Annotated in this window: 6 protein-coding genes; 5 read left to right on the top strand and 1 reads right to left on the bottom strand. The window is 73.0% G+C overall.

Annotation, left to right across the window (positions count from 1 at the left end; translation table 11 throughout):
- Positions 1–80: 80 nt before the first annotated feature.
- On the top strand, positions 81–2,870 hold the full coding sequence (locus tag ACIQCJ_RS08030; RefSeq protein WP_402711000.1) for a right-handed parallel beta-helix repeat-containing protein: 2,790 nt from the start codon (positions 81–83) through the stop codon (positions 2,868–2,870).
- A gap of 137 nt (positions 2,871–3,007) precedes the next feature.
- Positions 3,008–3,331 carry a WXG100 family type VII secretion target gene (locus tag ACIQCJ_RS08025; protein ID WP_355344257.1) on the top strand — a complete coding sequence of 108 codons (324 nt, stop codon included), beginning with the start codon at positions 3,008–3,010 and terminating at the stop codon, positions 3,329–3,331.
- A 43-nt stretch (positions 3,332–3,374) separates the two neighbouring features.
- Here the strand turns inward: ACIQCJ_RS08025 and ACIQCJ_RS08020 are convergent, their stop codons facing one another.
- Positions 3,375–3,998 (bottom strand): hypothetical protein, encoded by a 624-nt coding sequence (locus ACIQCJ_RS08020; RefSeq protein ID WP_355344254.1) that lies wholly within the window; start codon positions 3,996–3,998, stop codon positions 3,375–3,377.
- Positions 3,999–4,145: 147 nt separating this feature from the next.
- On the opposite strand from ACIQCJ_RS08020, the gene ACIQCJ_RS08015 reads away from it, so the two are divergent.
- The 3 genes from ACIQCJ_RS08015 to ACIQCJ_RS08005 all read left to right on the top strand — a co-directional run bounded on the left by ACIQCJ_RS08015 (position 4,146) and on the right by ACIQCJ_RS08005 (position 18,749).
- Complete coding sequence (locus tag ACIQCJ_RS08015; RefSeq protein WP_355344251.1) at positions 4,146–4,586, top strand: hypothetical protein; 441 nt, start codon at positions 4,146–4,148, stop codon at positions 4,584–4,586.
- A 62-nt stretch (positions 4,587–4,648) separates the two neighbouring features.
- Positions 4,649–9,001 (top strand): type VII secretion protein EccCa, encoded by a 4,353-nt coding sequence (eccCa, locus tag ACIQCJ_RS08010; protein WP_402710999.1) that lies wholly within the window; start codon positions 4,649–4,651, stop codon positions 8,999–9,001.
- Positions 8,994–18,749, top strand: a complete 9,756-nt coding sequence (locus tag ACIQCJ_RS08005) for a hypothetical protein (RefSeq protein ID WP_402710998.1) — start codon at positions 8,994–8,996, stop codon at positions 18,747–18,749. Before eccCa ends, ACIQCJ_RS08005 begins: the two co-directional genes overlap by 8 nt.
- Positions 18,750–19,104 lie beyond the last annotated feature (355 nt).

Genomic DNA, 19,104 nt, shown 5'->3' with positions numbered 1-19,104 from the left:
CACGTCCGCCCCGTGACGCGCTCCTCGACTCGCCCCTCGACCCGCCCCGTGACCCGGCCGGCGACCCCCGGGAGCGCCCGGTGAAGGCCGCCGCCCAGCGCGTGGCGCCGGGCAGTTGGGGCGGCCACCGCACCATCGCGGCGGCCGTGCGGAGCGCGGACACCGGCGCCGTCATCACCGTGCAGGCGGGCACGTACAGCGAGAGCCTGCTGCTTGACAAGGATGTCACCCTGGTCGCGAAGGGCGCCGTACGGCTGGTCGCCGTCCGCGGCCCGGCCGTCACCGTGCACGCGGGCCGCGCCGAGATCCGCGGCTTCACCCTCGTGTCCGCCGTGCCCCGCGAGGCCGCGCTGCTGGTGCGCGCGGGCGAACCGGTGCTGCGGGACTGCGAGATCACCGGCGGCCGGATCGAGGTCGCGGGCACCGCCGCCCCGCTGCTGAGCGGCTGTTCGGTACGGAAGGCCGAGGGCGCGGCGGTCCGGCTGACCGGCACCAGCCGCACCACACTGGAGAATCTGACCGTCGGCGGCTGCGTCGGCGACGGCCTGGTGGTCGAGGACGAGGCGCGCGCCGAGTTGACCGACGCCCTGGTGGACGGCGCCAGCGGGCGCGGCGTCCTGCTCACGGGCGGCGCGCACGCGACGCTGACCCGCTGCGACGTCCGCGGCAGCGGCGGCACCGCCGTCGTGGTCGAGGGACACGCCACCGCGGCGCTGCGCGACTGCCGCCTGCACGAGACGGGCGCCGCGGGCGTCTGGGTCCGCGAGACGGCGGGCCGCCTGACCCGCGCGGCCTCCGGCACGGGTCACCGGCCCCTCGCCCACGGCGAGGACGCCGAACCGGCCGCGCCCGCCACCGGATCCGCCGCCCGCCCGGGCCACGACACCCCGGGCGTACGGCTGCGCGATTGCGAGATCTTCCGCACCGAGGGCGCCGGCGTACTGGCCGACGGCAGCAGCTCCGTCCTGCTCGACGGCTGCCATGTGCACCACACCACCGGCGCCGCGATCCTGGTCACGGCCGAGGCCACCGCCGAGTTGACCGGCGTGCGGGCCGTCGACTGCCAGGACACCGCGCTGGCCGTCAGCGGGGCCGGCCGGGCCACCGCGCACGACTCCACCTTCGCCCGCAGCGGCGCCAACGGCCTGTACGCGGTGGCCGAGGCGGAGGTGACGCTGACCGGCTGCACCGTACGGGACACCGCGTACACCGGCGTGCACCTCGGCGGCGGGGCCCGCCTGCACGCCAGGGGCTGCACCGTCAGCGGTTCGCCCGAGTACGGCGTGCGGGTCACCGAACGGTCCGAACTCCTCGCGGACGACTGCGAGATGACGGACGCGGGCCTGGCCGGGGTGTACGTGCAGGGCGGCGACGCGGCCGTCCGCGGCTGCCGGGTGTCCGGCGGCCGGGAGGGCGTACACCTGCACACCACGCACCGCCCGCTGCTCGCGGAGTGCGAGATCACCGCCTCCGGCGAGACCGGCGTCCGGGTCGGCCGGGACACCGGCGCCCGGCTGGAGAACGTCACCGTCACCGGCAGCGGCACCGCGGGCCTGCTGCTGGAGGAGGGCAGCACGGCCGTCGTGGAAGGCGGCGCGGTCCGCGAGCCGCGCGGCAGCGGCGTCGTCGTACGCGCCGGGGCCCGGCCCCGCGTACGCGGCCTCACCGTCGAGGGCGCGGCGAAGAACGCGCTGTTCGTCGAGGAGGGCGGCGAGGGCCTGTACGAGGACTGCCACCTCACCAAGAGCCGCTTTCCCGCCGTCTACGCCGGTGCCCGCTCGCGTTTCCTGCTGCGCCGCTGCACCGTGGACGGCACCGACACCGACCTGCTGCGGGACGACGAGGCCGACGTGCGGGCCGAGGACTGCCTGGTCCATGACGCGACCGATCCGCTCCTGCCGGCCCTCGCGCCCCCGGCGGCGGGGGAGGAGGGGCGCGTCGCGGTGCCCGCCGTCGCCGGAGCGCCCCGCTCGGCCGCGGAGAAGGCCGAACAGGCCGCCGGTGAGACCGAGTCGACCGCGGAGGCGGCCCGCGCGAAGCTCGCGGAACTCCATGTGGAGCTGGACCGCCTGGTCGGCCTGGACAGCGTCAAACGCGACGTGGTCACGCTGACCAAGCTCATGCAGATGGTCAAGGTCCGCCAGGAGGCCGGGCTCGCGGCGCCGCCGCTGAGCAGGCACCTGGTCTTCGCGGGCAATCCCGGCACCGGCAAGACCACGGTGGCCCGCCTGTACGGCGGCTTCCTCGCCGCCCTCGGCCTGCTCGAACGCGGACACCTGGTCGAGGCCGACCGGGGCGACCTGGTCGGCGAGTACGTCGGCCACACCGCGCCCAAGACGACGGCGGTCTTCCGGCGCGCGCTGGGCGGGGTGCTCTTCATCGACGAGGCGTACTCCCTCGTGCCGCAGGGGCAGTTCACCGACTTCGGCTCCGAGGCCATCTCGACGCTGGTGAAGCTGATGGAGGACCACCGCGACGAGGTGGTGGTCATCGTCGCCGGATACCCGAGCGAGATGAACCGGCTGCTGGAGTCCAACGCGGGCCTGGCCTCGCGCTTCACCCGCACCCTGCTCTTCGACGACTACACCTCGGAGGAGCTGGTGCGGATCGTGGAGCACCAGGCCGTCGACCACGAGTACACCTTCGCGCCGCAGACGACGGCCGCGCTGCACGACTACTTCGCGGCCGTCCCGCGCGGCGAGCAGTTCGGCAACGGGCGCAGCGCGCGGCAGGTGTTCCAGCGGATGACCGAGCGGCACGCGTACCGCGTGGCCGAACTCGACCTGAGCGCCGTCGATCTCGCGGCGGCCGACGTGGAGTTGCTCACCACGCTGCTGCCCGCCGACCTCCCCCCGGGAGGCGCCGCTTGACCGCGCGGGCGGACGTACGCCCCGCTGCCCGGCGGGCGCACCGTACGGCGGCGGGCCCGGCACAGGACTTCGGCGCAGGACCGGCACAGGACTTCGGCACAGGACTTCGGAGCGGCTGAAAGGAAGGTGACCCGCGGATGTCGGACCAACCGACCCCGGAAGAGTGGCGCGCGGACCTCGCGGCGCTGAACGACGCGATCGGCGTGGTGAAACGCGAGTCCGGCACGATCACCACCACCATGAACTCGATCGACGCCAAGGTGAAGCAGATCGGCGCCGACTGGTCCAGCCCGTCGCACGAGTCGTTCGCGGCGATGATGACGTGGTTCCACAAGGTCCAGCACGAACTGGACGAGTTGCTCAAGGACATCGCCTCGCGGATGACGACGTCGTACAACAACTACCACGACTCCGAGCACGTCAATCTGAACAACCTCAGCGACGGCGGGACCCATGGCTGAGTGCCGCCGCCGCGCACCGCGTGGGCGGTACGCGGCGGCGCGTTCAGCCCGCGGGCGGCGGCGGGAAGCGCGACTCCCGGTCGGTGTGCGCGTACACCTGCCCCGAGTGGTTGAGCAGCGCGATGTACTCGCCGAGCTTCTCCAGCGTCGAGCCGATCTGGAGCAGGGCGCGGTCCTGGGCCGGATTCATGTCCGCGCCGAATTTCACGCCGGTCTCGGCGAACGGGTTGTCGTGCGTCTTGCCGACCGACGGGTCGTACCCGGACGAGAGCGAGGTGTGGCCCTCGCCCTCCGCGTTCTTGTCCTGGGCGCCCTGCCCGAAGACATGGCCCTTGACGGCCATGACCCGCTTGCGCAGCTCCTCGTACCGGTCGACCGCGCCGCGGGCCTCCGTGAGCATCGACTTCTCCGCGACGCGTACCGCGCTCAGGTCGATCTTCAGGTCCGCCGCGGCCTCGTACGAGTTCGGGTCGGGGCCGGAACCCTGGTCGGACTGGCTGTCCTTCGGGTCGATGTTGAAGGACGGCGGGGTGGACCAGATGACCTTGTCGGTCGGCACGAGACCGTCGAGGTTCTTGTCGTGGTCGGGGTTGGGCGTCTCCGACCCGTCCGCGGGCGGATCGGGCAGCGGAGTGGTGTCGTATTTCGAGGTGATCGGATCGGTCACGTCGTCTGCCTCGTCTCTCTCGCGCCGACCGCACGGCCGGTTCGCCAAGCATGGGCCCGGCAGGACACCGCCAGGTTTACCACTTATATGAGGAATTGTCAGCATGCAGGTGCCGCACCGGTATCCGCTCCCCGAGAAAGGCGCGTCATGGCCGACTCCGGCACCGCCGACTACGACACCTCCGTCCTCAACATCTCCCCGACGGGCCTGAAGTCCGACGCCAACGACCTGGTCACCCTCAGCAAGACCGTCCTGTCGAGCCTCACCACCATCCGGGGCCAGTTGGAGGGACTGCACGTCGCCTGGCAGGGCCAGGCCGCCTCGGACGCCGACGAGGTCAACAAGAAGTGGGTGTCGGTCATGACCGAGCTGTTCGGCACGGAGGACGACCCGCACAAGGGAGTTCTGTCCGCGCTGGCCGACGGGGTCGGCATGGCCGCGTACAACTACACCACCGCCGAGGACGGCATCGCCGACGCCTTCAAGTCGTTCCGCACGGCCTTGACCAGTGACGACGGGAAGTCCAGCGACAAGCCGCCCGCCGCGGTCACCGACCCCAACAAGACCGCGGTCACCATGGAGTTCTAGTGCCGGCGCACCGCCCCCGCCACCTCGCCCCCACCGCCCCGACAGCCCGCTAGGCAGCCATCGTGAGTCGAATCCCCTTCCACCGCCCCGTCCGCATCACGCCCCCGCCGATGCCGGAGGGCCGGACGAAACTGGCCGGCCTGCCCCAGCGGCCACAGCCGCAGGGCGCCGCGGGCTGGCTGATGCTCCTGCTGCCCCTGCTGTCCAGCATGAGCATGGCCGCGTACATGATCGCCTACGGCAAGGCGTGGATGATCCTGCTGGGCATCGCCTTCGTCGTGGTCTCCGTGGGCATCACCATCGGCGTCCGGATGCAACTGCGCAGCCACCGCCGCCGCAACCAGTACCGGCAGCGGGAGCGGTACCTGGAGTATCTGGCCGGGGTGCGCAAGCAGGTCATGCGCTCCCAGCTCGGCCAGCGCGCCGCCGACGCGTGGCGGCACCCGCACCCGGACCGGCTCTGGGCGATCGCCACCCGCCGCCGCCGAGTCTGGGAACGCCGCCCGGGCGACGACGACTTCCTGCACCTGCGGCTCGGCACCGGCACGGTGGCGGCGGCCGACGCGCTCCAGATGCCGGGGCAGAACGACCCGACCATCGACGTCGACACGCCCTGCCAGCACGCCGCGGCCGAACTGGTCCGCGCGCACGGCACCGTCGCCGACCAGGCCGCCTGGCTCGACCTGCGCGCCGCGGGAGTGGTGAGCCTGCTGGGCCCGCGCGACCGCACCCGCAAGCTCGCCCAGACCCTGCTGCTCCAGCTCTCCGTGCTGCACGCCCCCGACGACGTGCGGATCGCCGTCGTCACCGGCGGCAACTCCGACTGGGACTGGGCCAAGTGGCTGCCGCACGCCCAGCAGCCCGACCAGGCCCAGCGCCGTGAACAGGAAGTCGTGCCGCTGCTCGCCGACGACCTCGCAGGACTCCAGGACCACCTCCAGGCCACCCTCGACCGGGCGGTCGCCGCCCGCGCCGAGCGCAACGCCCGGCTGATCTCCCAGCGCGACACCAGGCCCCGTAGTCACGTGGTGGTCTTCCTCGACGGATACGAGCCCGACGCGCCGTGGGCCCGCTCGGCGCTGCTGTCCGACCTGCTCACCGAAGCGGGCCCCGACCTCGGCGTGCACGTGGTGTGCCTGGTGGAGGAAGAGGGCTCCGAGCCGGGCCGGGTGGACGTACGCGCCCGCACGGACGCCCGCGGCGGCCTCGCGCTGGAAGGCCGTACGGCCGCGCTGCACGCCCCGGTCGAGCAGGCCGTCGTGGACGAGGTCGCGCCCGGCGTCCTGGAGGCCACCGCCCGCTCGCTGGCCCCGCTGCGGCTGACCGGCGAACGCGAACAGGTCCTGTCGGAACACGTCTCCCTCTCCGACATGCTCGGCGTCCCCGACATCGCCCACTTCGACCCGGCCGCCCTGCGCCGCGCCCCCGACGACAGGGAACTGCTCTCCGTCCCCATCGGCGTCACCGGCACCGGCGAACCGCTGACCCTGGACCTCAAGGAGTCCGCGCAGGGCGGCATCGGCCCGCACGGACTGATCGTCGGCGCCACCGGCTCCGGCAAGAGCGAACTGCTGCGCACCCTGGTCACCGGACTCGCCATGGCCCACGCGCCGGAGCACCTGGCCCTGGTCCTGGTCGACTTCAAGGGCGGCGCCACCTTCGCGGGCGTCACCGAACTGCCGCACGTCTCCGGCCTGATCACCAACCTCGCCGACGACCTCGCGCTCGTCGACCGGATGCGCGACGCGCTGCGCGGCGAACAGCAGCGCAGGCAGCGGATGCTGCGCGAGGCGGGGAACGTCGACTCCGTCCGCGAATACCAGTTGCGGCAGGCGGCGGGCGCCACCGACATCAACGGCAAACCGCTGGAGCCGCTGCCCTATCTGCTCATCATCGTCGACGAGTTCGGCGAACTCCTCTCCCAACGCCCCGACTTCATCGACCTGTTCGTGCAGATCGGCCGGGTCGGCCGCTCGCTCGGCATGCATCTGCTGCTGGCCACCCAGCGGTTGGAGGAAGGCAGGCTGCGCGGCCTGGAGTCCCACCTGTCGTACCGGATCTGCCTGCGCACCTTCAGCGCCGCCGAGTCCCGCGCCGTCATCGGCACCTCCGACGCCTACACGCTGCCCGCCATCCCCGGCTCCGCCTACCTCAAGGTGGACGAGTCGGTCTACGAACGCTTCCGCGTCGCGTACGTCTCCGCGCCCTACCAGGACCACGACGCCGACAGCGCGGGACCGGCCCTGGAACCCGTGCCCTTCGCCGTGCACGGCGACCTCGCGCCGCTCGCCGCGGACGAGGCCGAGACGCCCGGCTGGGACTGGGACCCGGAGGGCGGCTCGACCGAACTCCAGCTCGCCGTCGAGCGGTTGGCCGACAAGGACACCGCGGGCCACCAGGTGTGGCTGCCGCCGCTGCCCCCGCGCTTCACCCTCGACCCGCTGCTCGGCGAACCGGAGGCCGACCCGGAACTGGGCCTGCGCTGCGCCCTGTGGCCGTACTCCGGCGAGCTGAAGTTCCCGGTCGGCGTGCTGGACGTGCCCTCCCGGCAGGAACAGCAGCCCCTCGTACTGGACCTGGCGGGCCGTCAGGGCCACATCGCCCTGGTCGGCGCCCCGCAGAGCGGCAAGTCCACCTTCCTGCGCACCGCGATGCTCAGCGCCATGCTCACCCACACCCCCGACGAGCTCCAGTTCTACGGGATCGACATGGGCGGCGGCTCGCTGCACGGCCTCGGCGACGCACCGCACGTGGCGGGCATCGCGGGCCGCCGCGACGACGAGCGGGTCCGCAGGGTGCTGGCCGAGATCACCGGCCTGGTCACCGCGCGCGAGCAGATGTTCCGCGACCTGGGCATCCAGTCCGCGGCCGAACTGCGCGCCCGCCGCGCCGCGGGCGAAGTCCCCGACGGCGTACGGTCGGCCGACGTCGTGCTGGTGGTCGACAACCTCGCCGCCCTGCACACCACCGACGAGAACGCCGTCGTCACCCTCACCGAGATCGCCACCCGCGGCCTCGGCGTCGGCGTCCACCTCTGGCTGACCGCCAACCGCTGGGCCGAGGTACGGATCGGCCTGCGCGACAGCATCCCCGGCCGCCTCGAACTGCGGCTCAACGACCCCACCGAGTCCGAGATCAGCCGCCCCGCCGCCCGCGCGCTCGGCCAGAGCATCCCCGGCCGGGGCCTTGCCGCCGCGGGCCTGACCCACCACATCGCGCTGCCCCGGCTCGACGCCGTCGACAGCGTCGAAGGGCTCGCCGAGGCCGGGCAGGCGCTGGTGGCCCGGCTCGCCGAGAGCTGGCGGCGGCCCGCCGCCCCGGCGCTGCGCGTGCTGCCCGCGCGGATCACCGTCCGCGAGCTGACGGCCGCCGCCGCGCTGCCGCCCGCCGAGCGCTGGGAGGGCCACGGCCCCGCCCTCGGCGCCCGCGAAGTGCCCATCGCCCTGCGCGAGTCCGACCAGCGCCCGGTCGGCCTCGACCTGACCGCCGACGCCCCGCACTTCGTCGTCTTCGGCGACTCCGGCTCCGGCAAGACCGCGTTCCTGCGCGCCTGGATGCGCGGCCTGGCCGCCCGGCACAGCGCGCGCGACCTGCGCTTCATGGTCGTCGACTACCGGCACAGCCTGCTGGGCACCGTGCCCGACGAGTACATCGGCGCCCGCGGCGGCAACGCCGACCTGGTCGCGGCCCAGGCGCAGGCCCTCGCCGAGACACTGCGCACCCGGATGCCCCCCGCCGACGTCACCGCCACCCAACTCGCCGCGCGCGACTGGTGGCACGGCCCCGAGCTGTACGTCGTCGCCGACGACTACGACCTGGCCGCGGGCACCATGGGCCACGGCCCGCTCGCCGCGCTCGCCGAATTCATCCCGCAGGCGGCCGAGTTGGGCTTCCACCTCGTGCTCGCCCGCCGCGTCGGCGGTGCCAGCCGCGCCCTGCTGTCCGACCCCCTGCTGAGCAAGCTCAAGGAGATCGGCACCGACGGGCTGCTGCTGTCCGGCGACCACCGCGAGGGCGTCCTGATCGGCGACCAGCGCGCCTACCGGCGTCAGCCGGGCCGCGGCACGCTGATCCGCCGCAGCTCCGCCGTCCCCGCCATCGTCCAGGTCGCCATCGACGAGCTGGGCGAGGAGGCCGCCGGCGAAACGGGCCCTGGCGGAACGGGCCCTGGCGGAACGGCTCTTCGTGAAGGTGGCGAGCCGGTGAACGTACCGGGCCCCGCCGCCGAGCCGGTGCCCGCGGGCGTCGTGGCGGGGCACGGCGACGATCCGGGTTCCCCCGAACCCGCCGCCAGGCAGCCCGACGTGGCCCGGTACGTCACGGGACCGGTGACCCGCCTGGGCGGCGGCCCCGAGAACAGCACCCGTCCGAGTAGCAGCGGTACGCCCGAGGAAAGCGGCCCCGACCATGGCTGACGCGGATTCCGTACTCAACACCATCAAGCTCGACGACATCTACGAACTGGGCAACGCCTGGATCCGGATGGGCGACGACCTCCACGAGCGCAAGGTCGCCGTCAACGGCTACGTCTCCGAGCTCGGCATGACCGGCAAAGCCGGTGACGAAGCGCGCCTGGCCTGGCAGGAGGGCGTCGCCCCGACCATCGACAGCGCCGCCGAGACCGCCTGGACCATCGGCCAGACGATCAACCGCTACGCCGACGAACTGCACAAGGCCGCGGCGGAGTACGCGAAGAAGCTCAACGCCGCGATGTGGGCCGACATCCTCGGCGCCCTGCTCGGCGCCGTGTTCTTCGCCCTCGGCCCGCTGCTCAGCGGACTGCTCGCCATGATCGGCCAGTTGCTGGCCCGGCTGATCCCGATCATGGCCCAGATGGCCGCCCGGATCGGCTCGGTGGCCACCGCGGTCATCGAGATCACCGGCAGCGCCGTCATCGGCGCCGCGTCCAACCTCGCCTTCGACATCGCCGTCGGCAAGATCGGCGCGGACATCGCCGGTACCGACTACGAGGTCGACTGGAGCATGGAGGCGTGGAGCCTGGGCATCGGCGGTGCCTTCGGCGGCATCAGCGGCGGGCTCGGGGCCTTCCACTACACCCCGCGTCCGGGAAAGCCGGGCTCCGGCCCCAAGACCGGCGCCCCGCCGCCCGTCTCACCTCCGCCTCCCACGCCGATCGGCGGCAAACCGCTGGGCGGCGGTGGCGGCGGGAAGTCCCCGATCGGTCCGCCCCCGTCGCGGATCGGCGGCGGCGACCACGCGACGCCGATCACCGACGGATCGGGCAAGGGCGGTCCCGCCCCCGACTCGGGACCGATCGTCACCAAGCACTCCTCCGGCGGCGAGTTCAGCGGCACCAACAGCGGACCCGGCGGCGGCCACCACAGCAGCGACGTCGGCGCGCCCGCCCCCAAGGGCGACGACTCCGCCGCGGGTTCGAAGGACCCCGGCAGGACGCTGGGCGCTCCGCCGGCCAATCCGTACGGGGTGAAGACCCGTCCGGTCGGCGACGGCGGTTCGAACGGGTCGTCGGGCTCGTCCGGTTCATCGGGTTCGTCGGGTTCGTCGGGCAAGGGCGAGTCCGATCCGGGCAGGACGCTGGGCGCTCCGCCCGCCAACCCGCACGGGGTGACGTCCCGCCCGTACGGTGACGGCGGTTCTAACGGGTCGTCGGGCTCTTCGGGCAAGGGCGACGGCTCACCGGGAGGTGCGAAGGACCCGGGCAGGACGCTGGGCGCTCCGCCCGGCAACCCGCACGGCGTGAAGGACCGCCCGTACGGCGAGAGTTCCGGCGATTCGAGCGGTTCCAACGGGTCCAACGGGTCCAAGGGGCCCGGTGGGTCGGCCAAGCCGCTGAGCCCGAATCCGATGGACAATCCGGGCAGGCGGCTGGGCGGTCCCGGCGAGAATCCGTTCCCCGGTCCCGGCACGAAGGCCGAGGGCGGCGGGCCGGTCAAGGCCCAGCCGACCGGGCCCGGTTACGACTACCCGGCGACCAGTTCCCACGGCCGTCCCGACGGTTCGGGCTCCGGCAACCCGATGGACGGGCCGGGGCACCGCCTCGGCGGTGGCAAGCCGGACCCCAACAGCCTCTGGAAGGAGCCGAATCCGGACGCGCCGGGCAGCAACGGTCCGTCGAAGGCGCAGCCGACCGGGCCGGGTTACGACTATCCCGCGACGAGTTCCCACGGCCGCTCCGACGGATCGTCCGGATCGGGCACCGAAGGGAAGCCCGGCGGGCCGGGCGGGTCGAATCCGATGGACGGGCCGGGGCACCGCCTCGGCGGCGACAAGCCGGACCCCAACAGCCTCTGGAAGGAACCGGGTTCTGGCAACCGCGGCGGTGGTCCGCGCGACAACGGATCGACGGCGCCGCCCGCGCCGAAGGCACCGGCGCGTACGGGGCCCGGCCATGACCAGCCCGCGACGCTCGGCGACAAGCCGGGCGGGCGGCAGAACGGCGGCGACGCGGCGGGCTCGGGCGACGGCGGCAATCTGCGGTCCAACCAGGGCAACAGCAGCCACACGCAGATCGAGACCGCGCCGCCACCGCACGAGCCCGGTTCCGGCACGAACTCCGGCTCCGGCAAGGGCAGTCACTCCGACAGCGGCCAGAGCGCGCCGCCGCCCCGGAAGGAGACGACGGAGACCGCACCGCCTCCGGGCGAGGCCCCGCCGACCCCGGTGGCCCCCGCGCCCAAACCGCCGGTGCCCTCCGGCAAGGAGGGCGGGAACCCGCAGGCAGGGAATTCCCAGGGCGGCAACACGCAGGGAGGCAACCACCAGAGCGGAAATCCGCAGGGCGGGAACTCCCAGGGCGGGAACTCCCAGGGCGGGAACCGTCAGGGCGGGACATCGAAACCCCCGGCTTCGAGCGGCACCGGCCCCGACCCGATGGCGAATCCCGGCCGGACGCTGGGCGACGGGAAGCCGGTGCCGGGCACGGAGCCGCGTTCGGGTGGTTCTTCTGAGTCGTCGCCGGTGCCGTTGAGTCCGAATCCGATGGACAATCCGGGGCGTCGGTTGGGTGGTCCGGGTGAGAATCCGTTCCCCGCGCCCGAGTCGAAGCCGCAGGGTTCCGGCGAGTCGCAGTTGCACTCCGACCCGATGGCGAACCCCGGCCGGACCTTGGGCGGCGCGAAGCCCGCGCCGGATTCGGGCTGGAAGGAGCCGGGTCGGGGCGGACCGTCCGGGACGTCATCCGGAACGTCGTCCAAGCCCGTCAGCTCCGATCCGATGGAGAATCCGGGACACCGCCTGGGCGGCGGCATCCCGGACCCGAACGGCCTGTGGAAGCCGCCCGGTTCAGGCAACCGGGGCGACGGCTCGCACGGGGCCGGACCGAAGCTGCCGCCCGCGCCGAAGCAGCCTACGCGCAAGGGTCCCGGTTACGACGGTCCTGCGACGCTCGACGACGTACCGGGCGGGCGGTCGAACTCCGGCAACGGGAGTTCGGGCGACGGCCCTGGCAATCTGCGTCCGAACCAGGGCAACAGCAGCCACACGCAGATCGAGACCGCGCCGCCGCCGCACGAGCCCGGTTCCGGTAAGGACTCCGGTTCCGGGAACGGCAGTCGGCCCGACGGCGGCCAGACCGTACCGCCGGTCGGCAAGGAACCCCCGGCCGCCGCACCGCACACGAAGGAGGCCCCGCCGACCACGGCGGCCCCCGAGCCCAAGTCGCCCGCTCCCTCCGGCAAGGAGGGCAAGCAGCCCCAGAACGGCAAGTCCACGTCGGAGACCACCACCGAGCCGGCCCCCGCCTCGTCGGACAAGGGCAAGGGCAAGGAGCCCGCGACGGACGAGGGCAAGGGCAAGGAGCCTGCCACGGACGGGGGCAAGGGCAAGGAGCCCGCGACCGATGAGGGCAAGGGCAAAGGCAAGGAGCCCACGTCGGAAGAGGCGCCGCCCTCGGAGCACGTGCCGCCGGGCGAACAGCCGCATGGGCAGGAGGGGTCGGGCCACGGTCCCGGTCTGAGCGAATTCGACAAGGTGATCCTGGCGCACGAGATCAACCGCGAATTGCACCGGCTCGATCCACGCCGCCCTCCGGTCCGCCCAGGAGACGTGGACGAGCTGCACGCCCAACTGCCCCACTGGCGGCAGCGCATGCCGTTGCGGCCACGCGGTGAGGCGATCGCGCAGACGATGGTGACGGGCAAGCCGCTGTCGCTCCCCGGCGGGTCCTCGCATTCGGGTTCGGGAGGATATTCCAGGACGTCCGTCTTCACCGACCCGAGGGAGCAGAGCAGGCCGCCGGTCTCGTCCTCCGGGCGCCGGTCGAGCCGGCGGTCCTATCCTTCCCCCGGGTCGGTCCAGCGGCCTGGCCTGCTGTCCTACCCCTCCTCCGGGCTCGGCCGCCGACCGATCGCGCCGCCCGCCCCCGCGCCGAGGAGGCAGCCCAGCAGCTCCGGGTCGCGCGGGCAGTCGTACGCCCCGCCGCCGTCGGGATCGAGCCGACAGCCGTACCCGCCGCCGAGTTCGAGCCGACCGCGCACCCCCGTCTCTGACATCGGGGACGTGGAGATGATGGACGCGCCGCCCCCGGAGCACGCCCCCTTCTACGCGCCGACCGCGACGGTCCGGCCCCACGGCATCTCCGACAGGCATTGGCACGACATCCTGGAGGCCCAGCGGATCTCCGAGCGATGGCACACCGACTACTACCGGCGAATGGGCCTTCAAGAGGAGGCGATCCGCCAGAACCTGCGGAATCAGGGAATTCCGGTCTCTCCGCACGACACATTGCCGTTCGAGCCGCTGCCGCGCGAGATCGAGTTGTTGAACTTCGGTCATGAGGTCTTCGCCGACGTACGCCGCATTCTCCACGGGGGCCAGTCGAATCAGGCGTCCTCAGTCGCGGCGACGGGCGGGGCGCTCCAGATTCGCCTTTCCCTGGCCCGGCAGGTCGCTCCCCGGGAGCAGCCCAGAAATACCATGGAACAACTGGGGCAGAGCGCGGCCACGGCATCCATCACCGGCACGGGCAACTGCGGTGAGCACGCGGCCTTGACCTACACGCTCGTGAACCGGCACAGGCTGCCCGACGGCATGCGTATCTGGTACGTGCCGCTGAATCTGCACCGGGGTGAACGCGGCGACAACCCCGTCGCCCCGTACACCGACCATGTGTTCATCGCGGTCGGTTATCCCGAGCGGCCCCGTAACATCGTCATGCTCGACCCGTGGGAGGTGAACGCGACTCCGATCTTCGCCGGGGATCCCGCTTTCCGCTTCCCGTTCCTGGTCGGTCCGCGCAATGCGCCGTCGATCAACCCGCGGGCCGTTCTTCTGCCGAATGACGGAATCGACTACCTGGCCATCGGCCATCGTCAGATCGGGCACGAAGTCCACGACATCATGGATTTCACCGGTACGCCTCTCCCCGCCAGCCAGTACCAGGGGGTGTACAACATGTATCAGGACTTCGCCATGCCGGCGCCCGTCCGGAACATGTATCCGGCCGGCCCCGCGTGGGACGCCTATTTCGCGCACCGGCACCCCCAGCAGCCCGGCTTGATCCGACCGGGCGGTTCGTCGGGTCAGCCGTCGGGGCTGATCCGGCCGGGTGGTCCGTCGGGTCAGCCGTCCGGCCTGATCCGGCCGAGCGGTTCGTCGAGCCGGCCGAGCAGCTCTTCGGGTCGACCGGCCGGGCCGTCGAGGCAGCCGAGCGGCATGTCGCGTCAGCCCAGCGGTTCTTCGCGTCGGCCCAGCGGCTCATCGCGCCAGCCGGGCAGCTCTTCGGGTCAGCCCAGCGGTTCTTCACGGCGGCCGAGCGGCTCGTCGCGTCGGCCGAGCATGCCGTGGGACCAGCCGGGCGGCCCGGCCCGTACGGTGGGCGGTTCGCCGGACACGGGGATCGATCCGATCCGGGAGCAGTGGGGCATCGGGCGGGTGGTCACGCTGGCGGAGCCGCGCTCCGGCACGGGTCTGGTGCGCGGTCCTGCCCCGGAGGCCGGTCCGCGTACGGCCGACAGGCCCGGTGAGTTCGCGGTGTTCGACCTGCCGCTGCCTCCGGCCGACACGCCGTCGTCGTCACGGCCGTTGGGGTACGAGGTCGATCCGGGCGGCTGGATCAGGCTCCCGGACGGCAGCGTGCTGTCGCCCGGCGGCTGGGTCAGCTTCGGGGACGACTTCATCCACACCCCCACGGGCGCGATCATGCACGGCGACAGCGGCTGGATCGGCGAGGTCGGCAACATCGAGCAGATCGCCGCGACCTGGCACCACTTCGACCCGTCGGCGGCCCCGCACCTGCCGGTGCCCTCCGGCGACGGCCTGCACATGGTGCCGGTACACCCCGGCGACCAGGCCGTGCACATCCCGCTGCGGCCCCGTACCGACTCGGAGACGCAGGCGGCGGCCCCGATCTCGCACCCCGGCTCCGAGACGCCGCGGCCCCGTGGCCCCGTGCCGACCGGCACGGCGGGCACGGCGGGCACATCGGGCACGGCGGGCACATCCGGTTCACCCGGTCCGTCCGCCAAGGGCAAGGAGCCCGCGACGGAGGGGACTTCCGGCTGGGACGAGACGCCCGCGGCGGCCTGGGCGCCCGTCGTCCGGCCGATGGCGCCGACGCCGTCCGCCGTGCCGTCGCCTCCCGCGCAGGGGACGTCCGGCCACGGTTCCGGCCTGAGTGAATTCGATCAGGTGGTCCTGGCCCAGGACATCAACACGGAACTGCACCGGCTGGACGCGACGCATCCGCCGGTGACGGTGGCCGATGTGCCGGAGTTGCACGCGCAGTTGCCCGACTGGCGGCAGCGTATGCCGCTGCGGCCGCGTGGCCAGGCCATCGCGCAGATGATCGTCACCGGTCGTCCGATGTCGCTCCCGGGCGGGTCATCGTCGTACTCGGGTTCGGGAGGGTATTCCAGGACTACGGTCTACACCGATCCGAGGGAGGAGAGCAGGCCGCCGGTGTCGTCTTCCGGTCGCCGGTCGAGCCGCCGGTCCTATCCCTCCTCCGGGTCGGTCCGGCGGACGGGCGTGTTGTCCTACCCCTCCTCCGGGTTCACCCGCCGGCCGAGCAGGGAGTCCTCCTTCGCCGAGCCGAGCAGGCAGCAGTACCCCTCGTCGGGATCGAGCAGGCAGCAGTATCCGCCGTCGGCGGGATCGAGCCGACAGCCGTATCCGCCGACCGCCGGATCGAGTCGGCAGCCGTACCCGCCGACCGCAGGGTCGAGCAGGCAGCCGTATCCGCCGTCCGCGGGGCCCAGTCGGCCGCCTGCGCGCTCCTTCGAGCCGGAGGACGTGGAGATGGCGGACGCGCCGCCCTCACCCCGCCTGCCGAGCTGGCAGCCCGCCCCCTTCTACGTACCGACCGCGACGGCTCCGCCGCCCGGCATGGCGCCCGAGCAGTGGTTCGCCATCGAGCGGCTCAACCGTCAGTCCGTGCAGTGGCACACCAACTACTACGCGCAGCGGGACGCGGCCGAGGCGGCGAGTCGCGGCGGACGGCGGGTGGGGATGGGCGAACCCCTTCCGCCCGACATGCTCCCGTCGGAGCCTTTGCAGAACGAGCTGTGGCTGATGGACCTCGGCCATGAGATCTTCGCCGGGGTACGCGAGATCCTGCACGGAGGCCAGTCGAATCAGGCGTCCTCGGTCGCGGCGACGGGCGGGGCGCTCCTGGTGCGCAACCACCTGGCCCGTCAGGTGCCCCGCGTTCAACCCCGCAATATCCAGGAGTCGTTGGGGCAGAGCGCGGCCCAGGCGTCGCTGGTCAACACCGGCAACTGCGGTGAGCACGCGGCCCTGACCTACGTCCTCCTGAACCGGAGGCAGCTGCCCCCGGGGATGCGGATCTGGCACGTGCCGCTCAACCTCCACCCGGGCGAACACCCGTTGCACGCCATCGCGCCGTACACCGACCACGTGTTCATCGCGGTCGGCTATCCCGAGCGGCCTCGCAACATCGTCCTGCTCGACCCGTGGGAGGTGAACGCGACTCCGATCTTCGCCGGAGACCCCGCGTTCCCCTTCCCGTTCCTGGTCGGTCCGCGCAATGCGCCGTCGATCACCCCGAGGGCCGTTCCGCTCCCGCACGACGGGGTGGACTACCTGAACGTCGGTCTCAGCCAGATCGACACGGGCGCGATCCTCAACATCATGGACTTCACCGGCACGCCCGTCGCGGCCAGTCAGTACGAGGGCTTGTACAACATGTACCAGGACCTCGCGATGCCGTCGCCCGTCCGGAACGTGTATCCGCCCGGGCACGCTTGGGACGTCTACTTCGCGCACCGGCACCCTCGAATTCCGGTCTCGAACCGGCCGATTGGCGGTTCGTCAGGTCGGCAGGGAGGGTCGTCGGGTCGGCCGGGAGGGTCGTCGGGCCGCCCGGGGAGTTCGTCGCGGCGGCCGAGCGTGTCCTTGAGCCAGCCGGGCGGGCTGTCGCGCCGGTCCAGCGTGTCCTCGGGGCGGCCGAGCGGACTGTCACGGCAGCCGAGCGGTATGTCGGGCCAGCCCAGCGGGTCTTCGAGTCGGCCCAGCGGGTCTTGGGACCGTCCGGGCGGGTCGTCGGGTCGACCGAGTGGGTCGTCGGGTCGGCCGGGCGGGTCGTCGGGTCGGCCGGGCGGGTCGTCGGGTCGGCCGAGCGGATCGTGGGATCTGCCGGGCAACCGGTGGGGAGCGCGGGGCGGTTCGCCGGACGTGGGGATCGATCCGATCCGGGAGCAGTGGGGCATCGGGCGGGTGGTCACGCTGATGGAGCCGCGCTCCGATACGGGTCTGGTGCGGGTTCCCGCTCCTGCGGCGGGTCCGCGTACGGCCGACAGGCCCGGCGAGTTCGCGGTGTTCGACCTGCCGCTGCCTCCGGCCGACACGCCGTCGTCGTCACGGCCGTTGGGGTACGAGGTCGATCCGGGCGGCTGGATCAGGCTGCCGGACGGGACGGTCCTGTCTCCGGGTGGGTGGGTCAGTTTCGGGGACGACTTCATCCACACGCCGACCGGCATGATCATGTACGGGGACAGCGGCTGGATCGGCGAGGTCGGGAACATCGAGCAGGTCGCCGAGGTATGGGACGAGTTCGATCCGTCCGCGACCGCGTACGTGCCGGTGCTCTCCGGCGACGGCCTGCACATGGTGCCGGCCCTGCCGGGGGACGAGGCGGTCCACGTTCCCGTGACGCCTCGCACCGGCACCTCTTTCGCGGCGCCGCGCGTGCGGGCGGGCGCGGACGTTCCGCCGGGGAAGGGCAAGGAGCCTGCTACGGATCAGGCCCCGGCGGCGGGCGAGGTCCCTGTCGCGTACGAGGCTCCTGTCACGGAGCAGGCGCCCGTGTCCCGTCCGGTACCGGTCGAAGCCGTGGCACCGGCGGTACCGGCGATGCCCGTGGCACCAGCGGCACCGGCGATGCCCGTGGCCGTACGTCCGTCGCACGCCGTCCCCGAACTCCCGTCCCCCGCACGCTCGCAGGAGGATCGGCTGGCCGAGCGCGGGCTGGCGCCGCTGTACATCCTCGACCAAGGGGACGCGGTGACACACGCGTTGACCGCCGTCGCGCCCGTGGAGAGCGGACGGCTCGTGGGGCACGGACGGCCCGCCGGGTCGCGGGAGTTGCGGGACACCCTGGCCGACGCGCTCGTGACCGACGCGCAACGGCCGCCGGGGGAGCGGCGGTTGTGGCCGCCGCTCACGGGCCTGACCGCCCCTGAACGGACGGCGCCGCTCGTCGGCTCCGAGGAAGCGGCCGTCGAAGCCGTACGTACGGGGACCGGTTCCGATGACGCGGACTGGCTCGTGCTCGCGGTGGCCGCACCCGTGCTCGGGCTCCGGGTCACCGTACTGACGCCGGACGGAACCCCCTGGACGGCAGGACCGGACGACGGCCGCCCCGTCCTGCTCTTCCAGCAGGCGGACCCCGCTCCGTACACCGCGCGGTGGGCGGCGACCGAGCCCGTCGGCGGCGTACCGGAGCAGCGGCCCGTACCGCCCGTATCGCCGCTGTCGGCACCGGAGTTGGCCTCGGACCAGGCCCCGGCCCCTGCCCCGGCTCCGGTGCCCTCTGCGCCCGACCGGCACGTGGCGGCCACCGTCCCGTCCTCGTCCCCGTCCGCGCCCCTGTCCGCGCCGCCGTCAGCGCCGCTGCGACTCGGCTTCGGTACGGCCGGTGGCCCGCGGCACCGGGCCGCCTCCGGCGGGGAACCGGCGCCCGAGGTCTTCTTCGGCTCCGAACCGCGCCCGGCCACGAGGCGGTGAGGGCGAGAGCGCCGATCGCCCCGGACGCCTCGGCGGATCCGGTGCCCGCACCGGCACCGGATCCGCGAGAGGAACCGCCGTAGCGGGGTGCGCGCGCCGTGTGATATTCGTGGTGCGCAAGGGGAGTGGGGGACTCCGGTCACCAAGCGGTACGGGCACCGCCGCGCACGGCACGCGGCCGGTGGACGCCGCACCGGGCCGGGCGGCGCCGTCCCGCCGGTCCTTCTGCTCATGCCGTGCCCATTCCGTGCCCATCCGGTTTCGGGGGCGGCCGTTGGCCTCGGTCCTGGTGCTTGACTGGCCGGGTGTGACCTGAGGGCCTTCATGTGCGTCTGAGCGATGGGCATCTCTTTGT

Source organism: Streptomyces sp. NPDC093221 (assembly GCF_044753885.1).
Taxonomy (GTDB): domain Bacteria; phylum Actinomycetota; class Actinomycetes; order Streptomycetales; family Streptomycetaceae; genus Actinacidiphila.
Note: the sequence above shows the minus strand (reverse complement) of the source record. Positions and strands in the feature narration are given on the sequence as shown.

Bases quoted from the DNA above. Each gene is read 5' to 3' on its own strand.
- ACIQCJ_RS08015 (WP_355344251.1), top strand. From the start codon at position 4,146: ATGGCCGACTCCGGCACCGCCGACTACGACACCTCCGTCCTCAACATC.
- ACIQCJ_RS08025 (WP_355344257.1), top strand. From the start codon at position 3,008: ATGTCGGACCAACCGACCCCGGAAGAGTGGCGCGCGGACCTCGCGGCG.
- ACIQCJ_RS08005 (WP_402710998.1), top strand. From the start codon at position 8,994: ATGGCTGACGCGGATTCCGTACTCAACACCATCAAGCTCGACGACATC.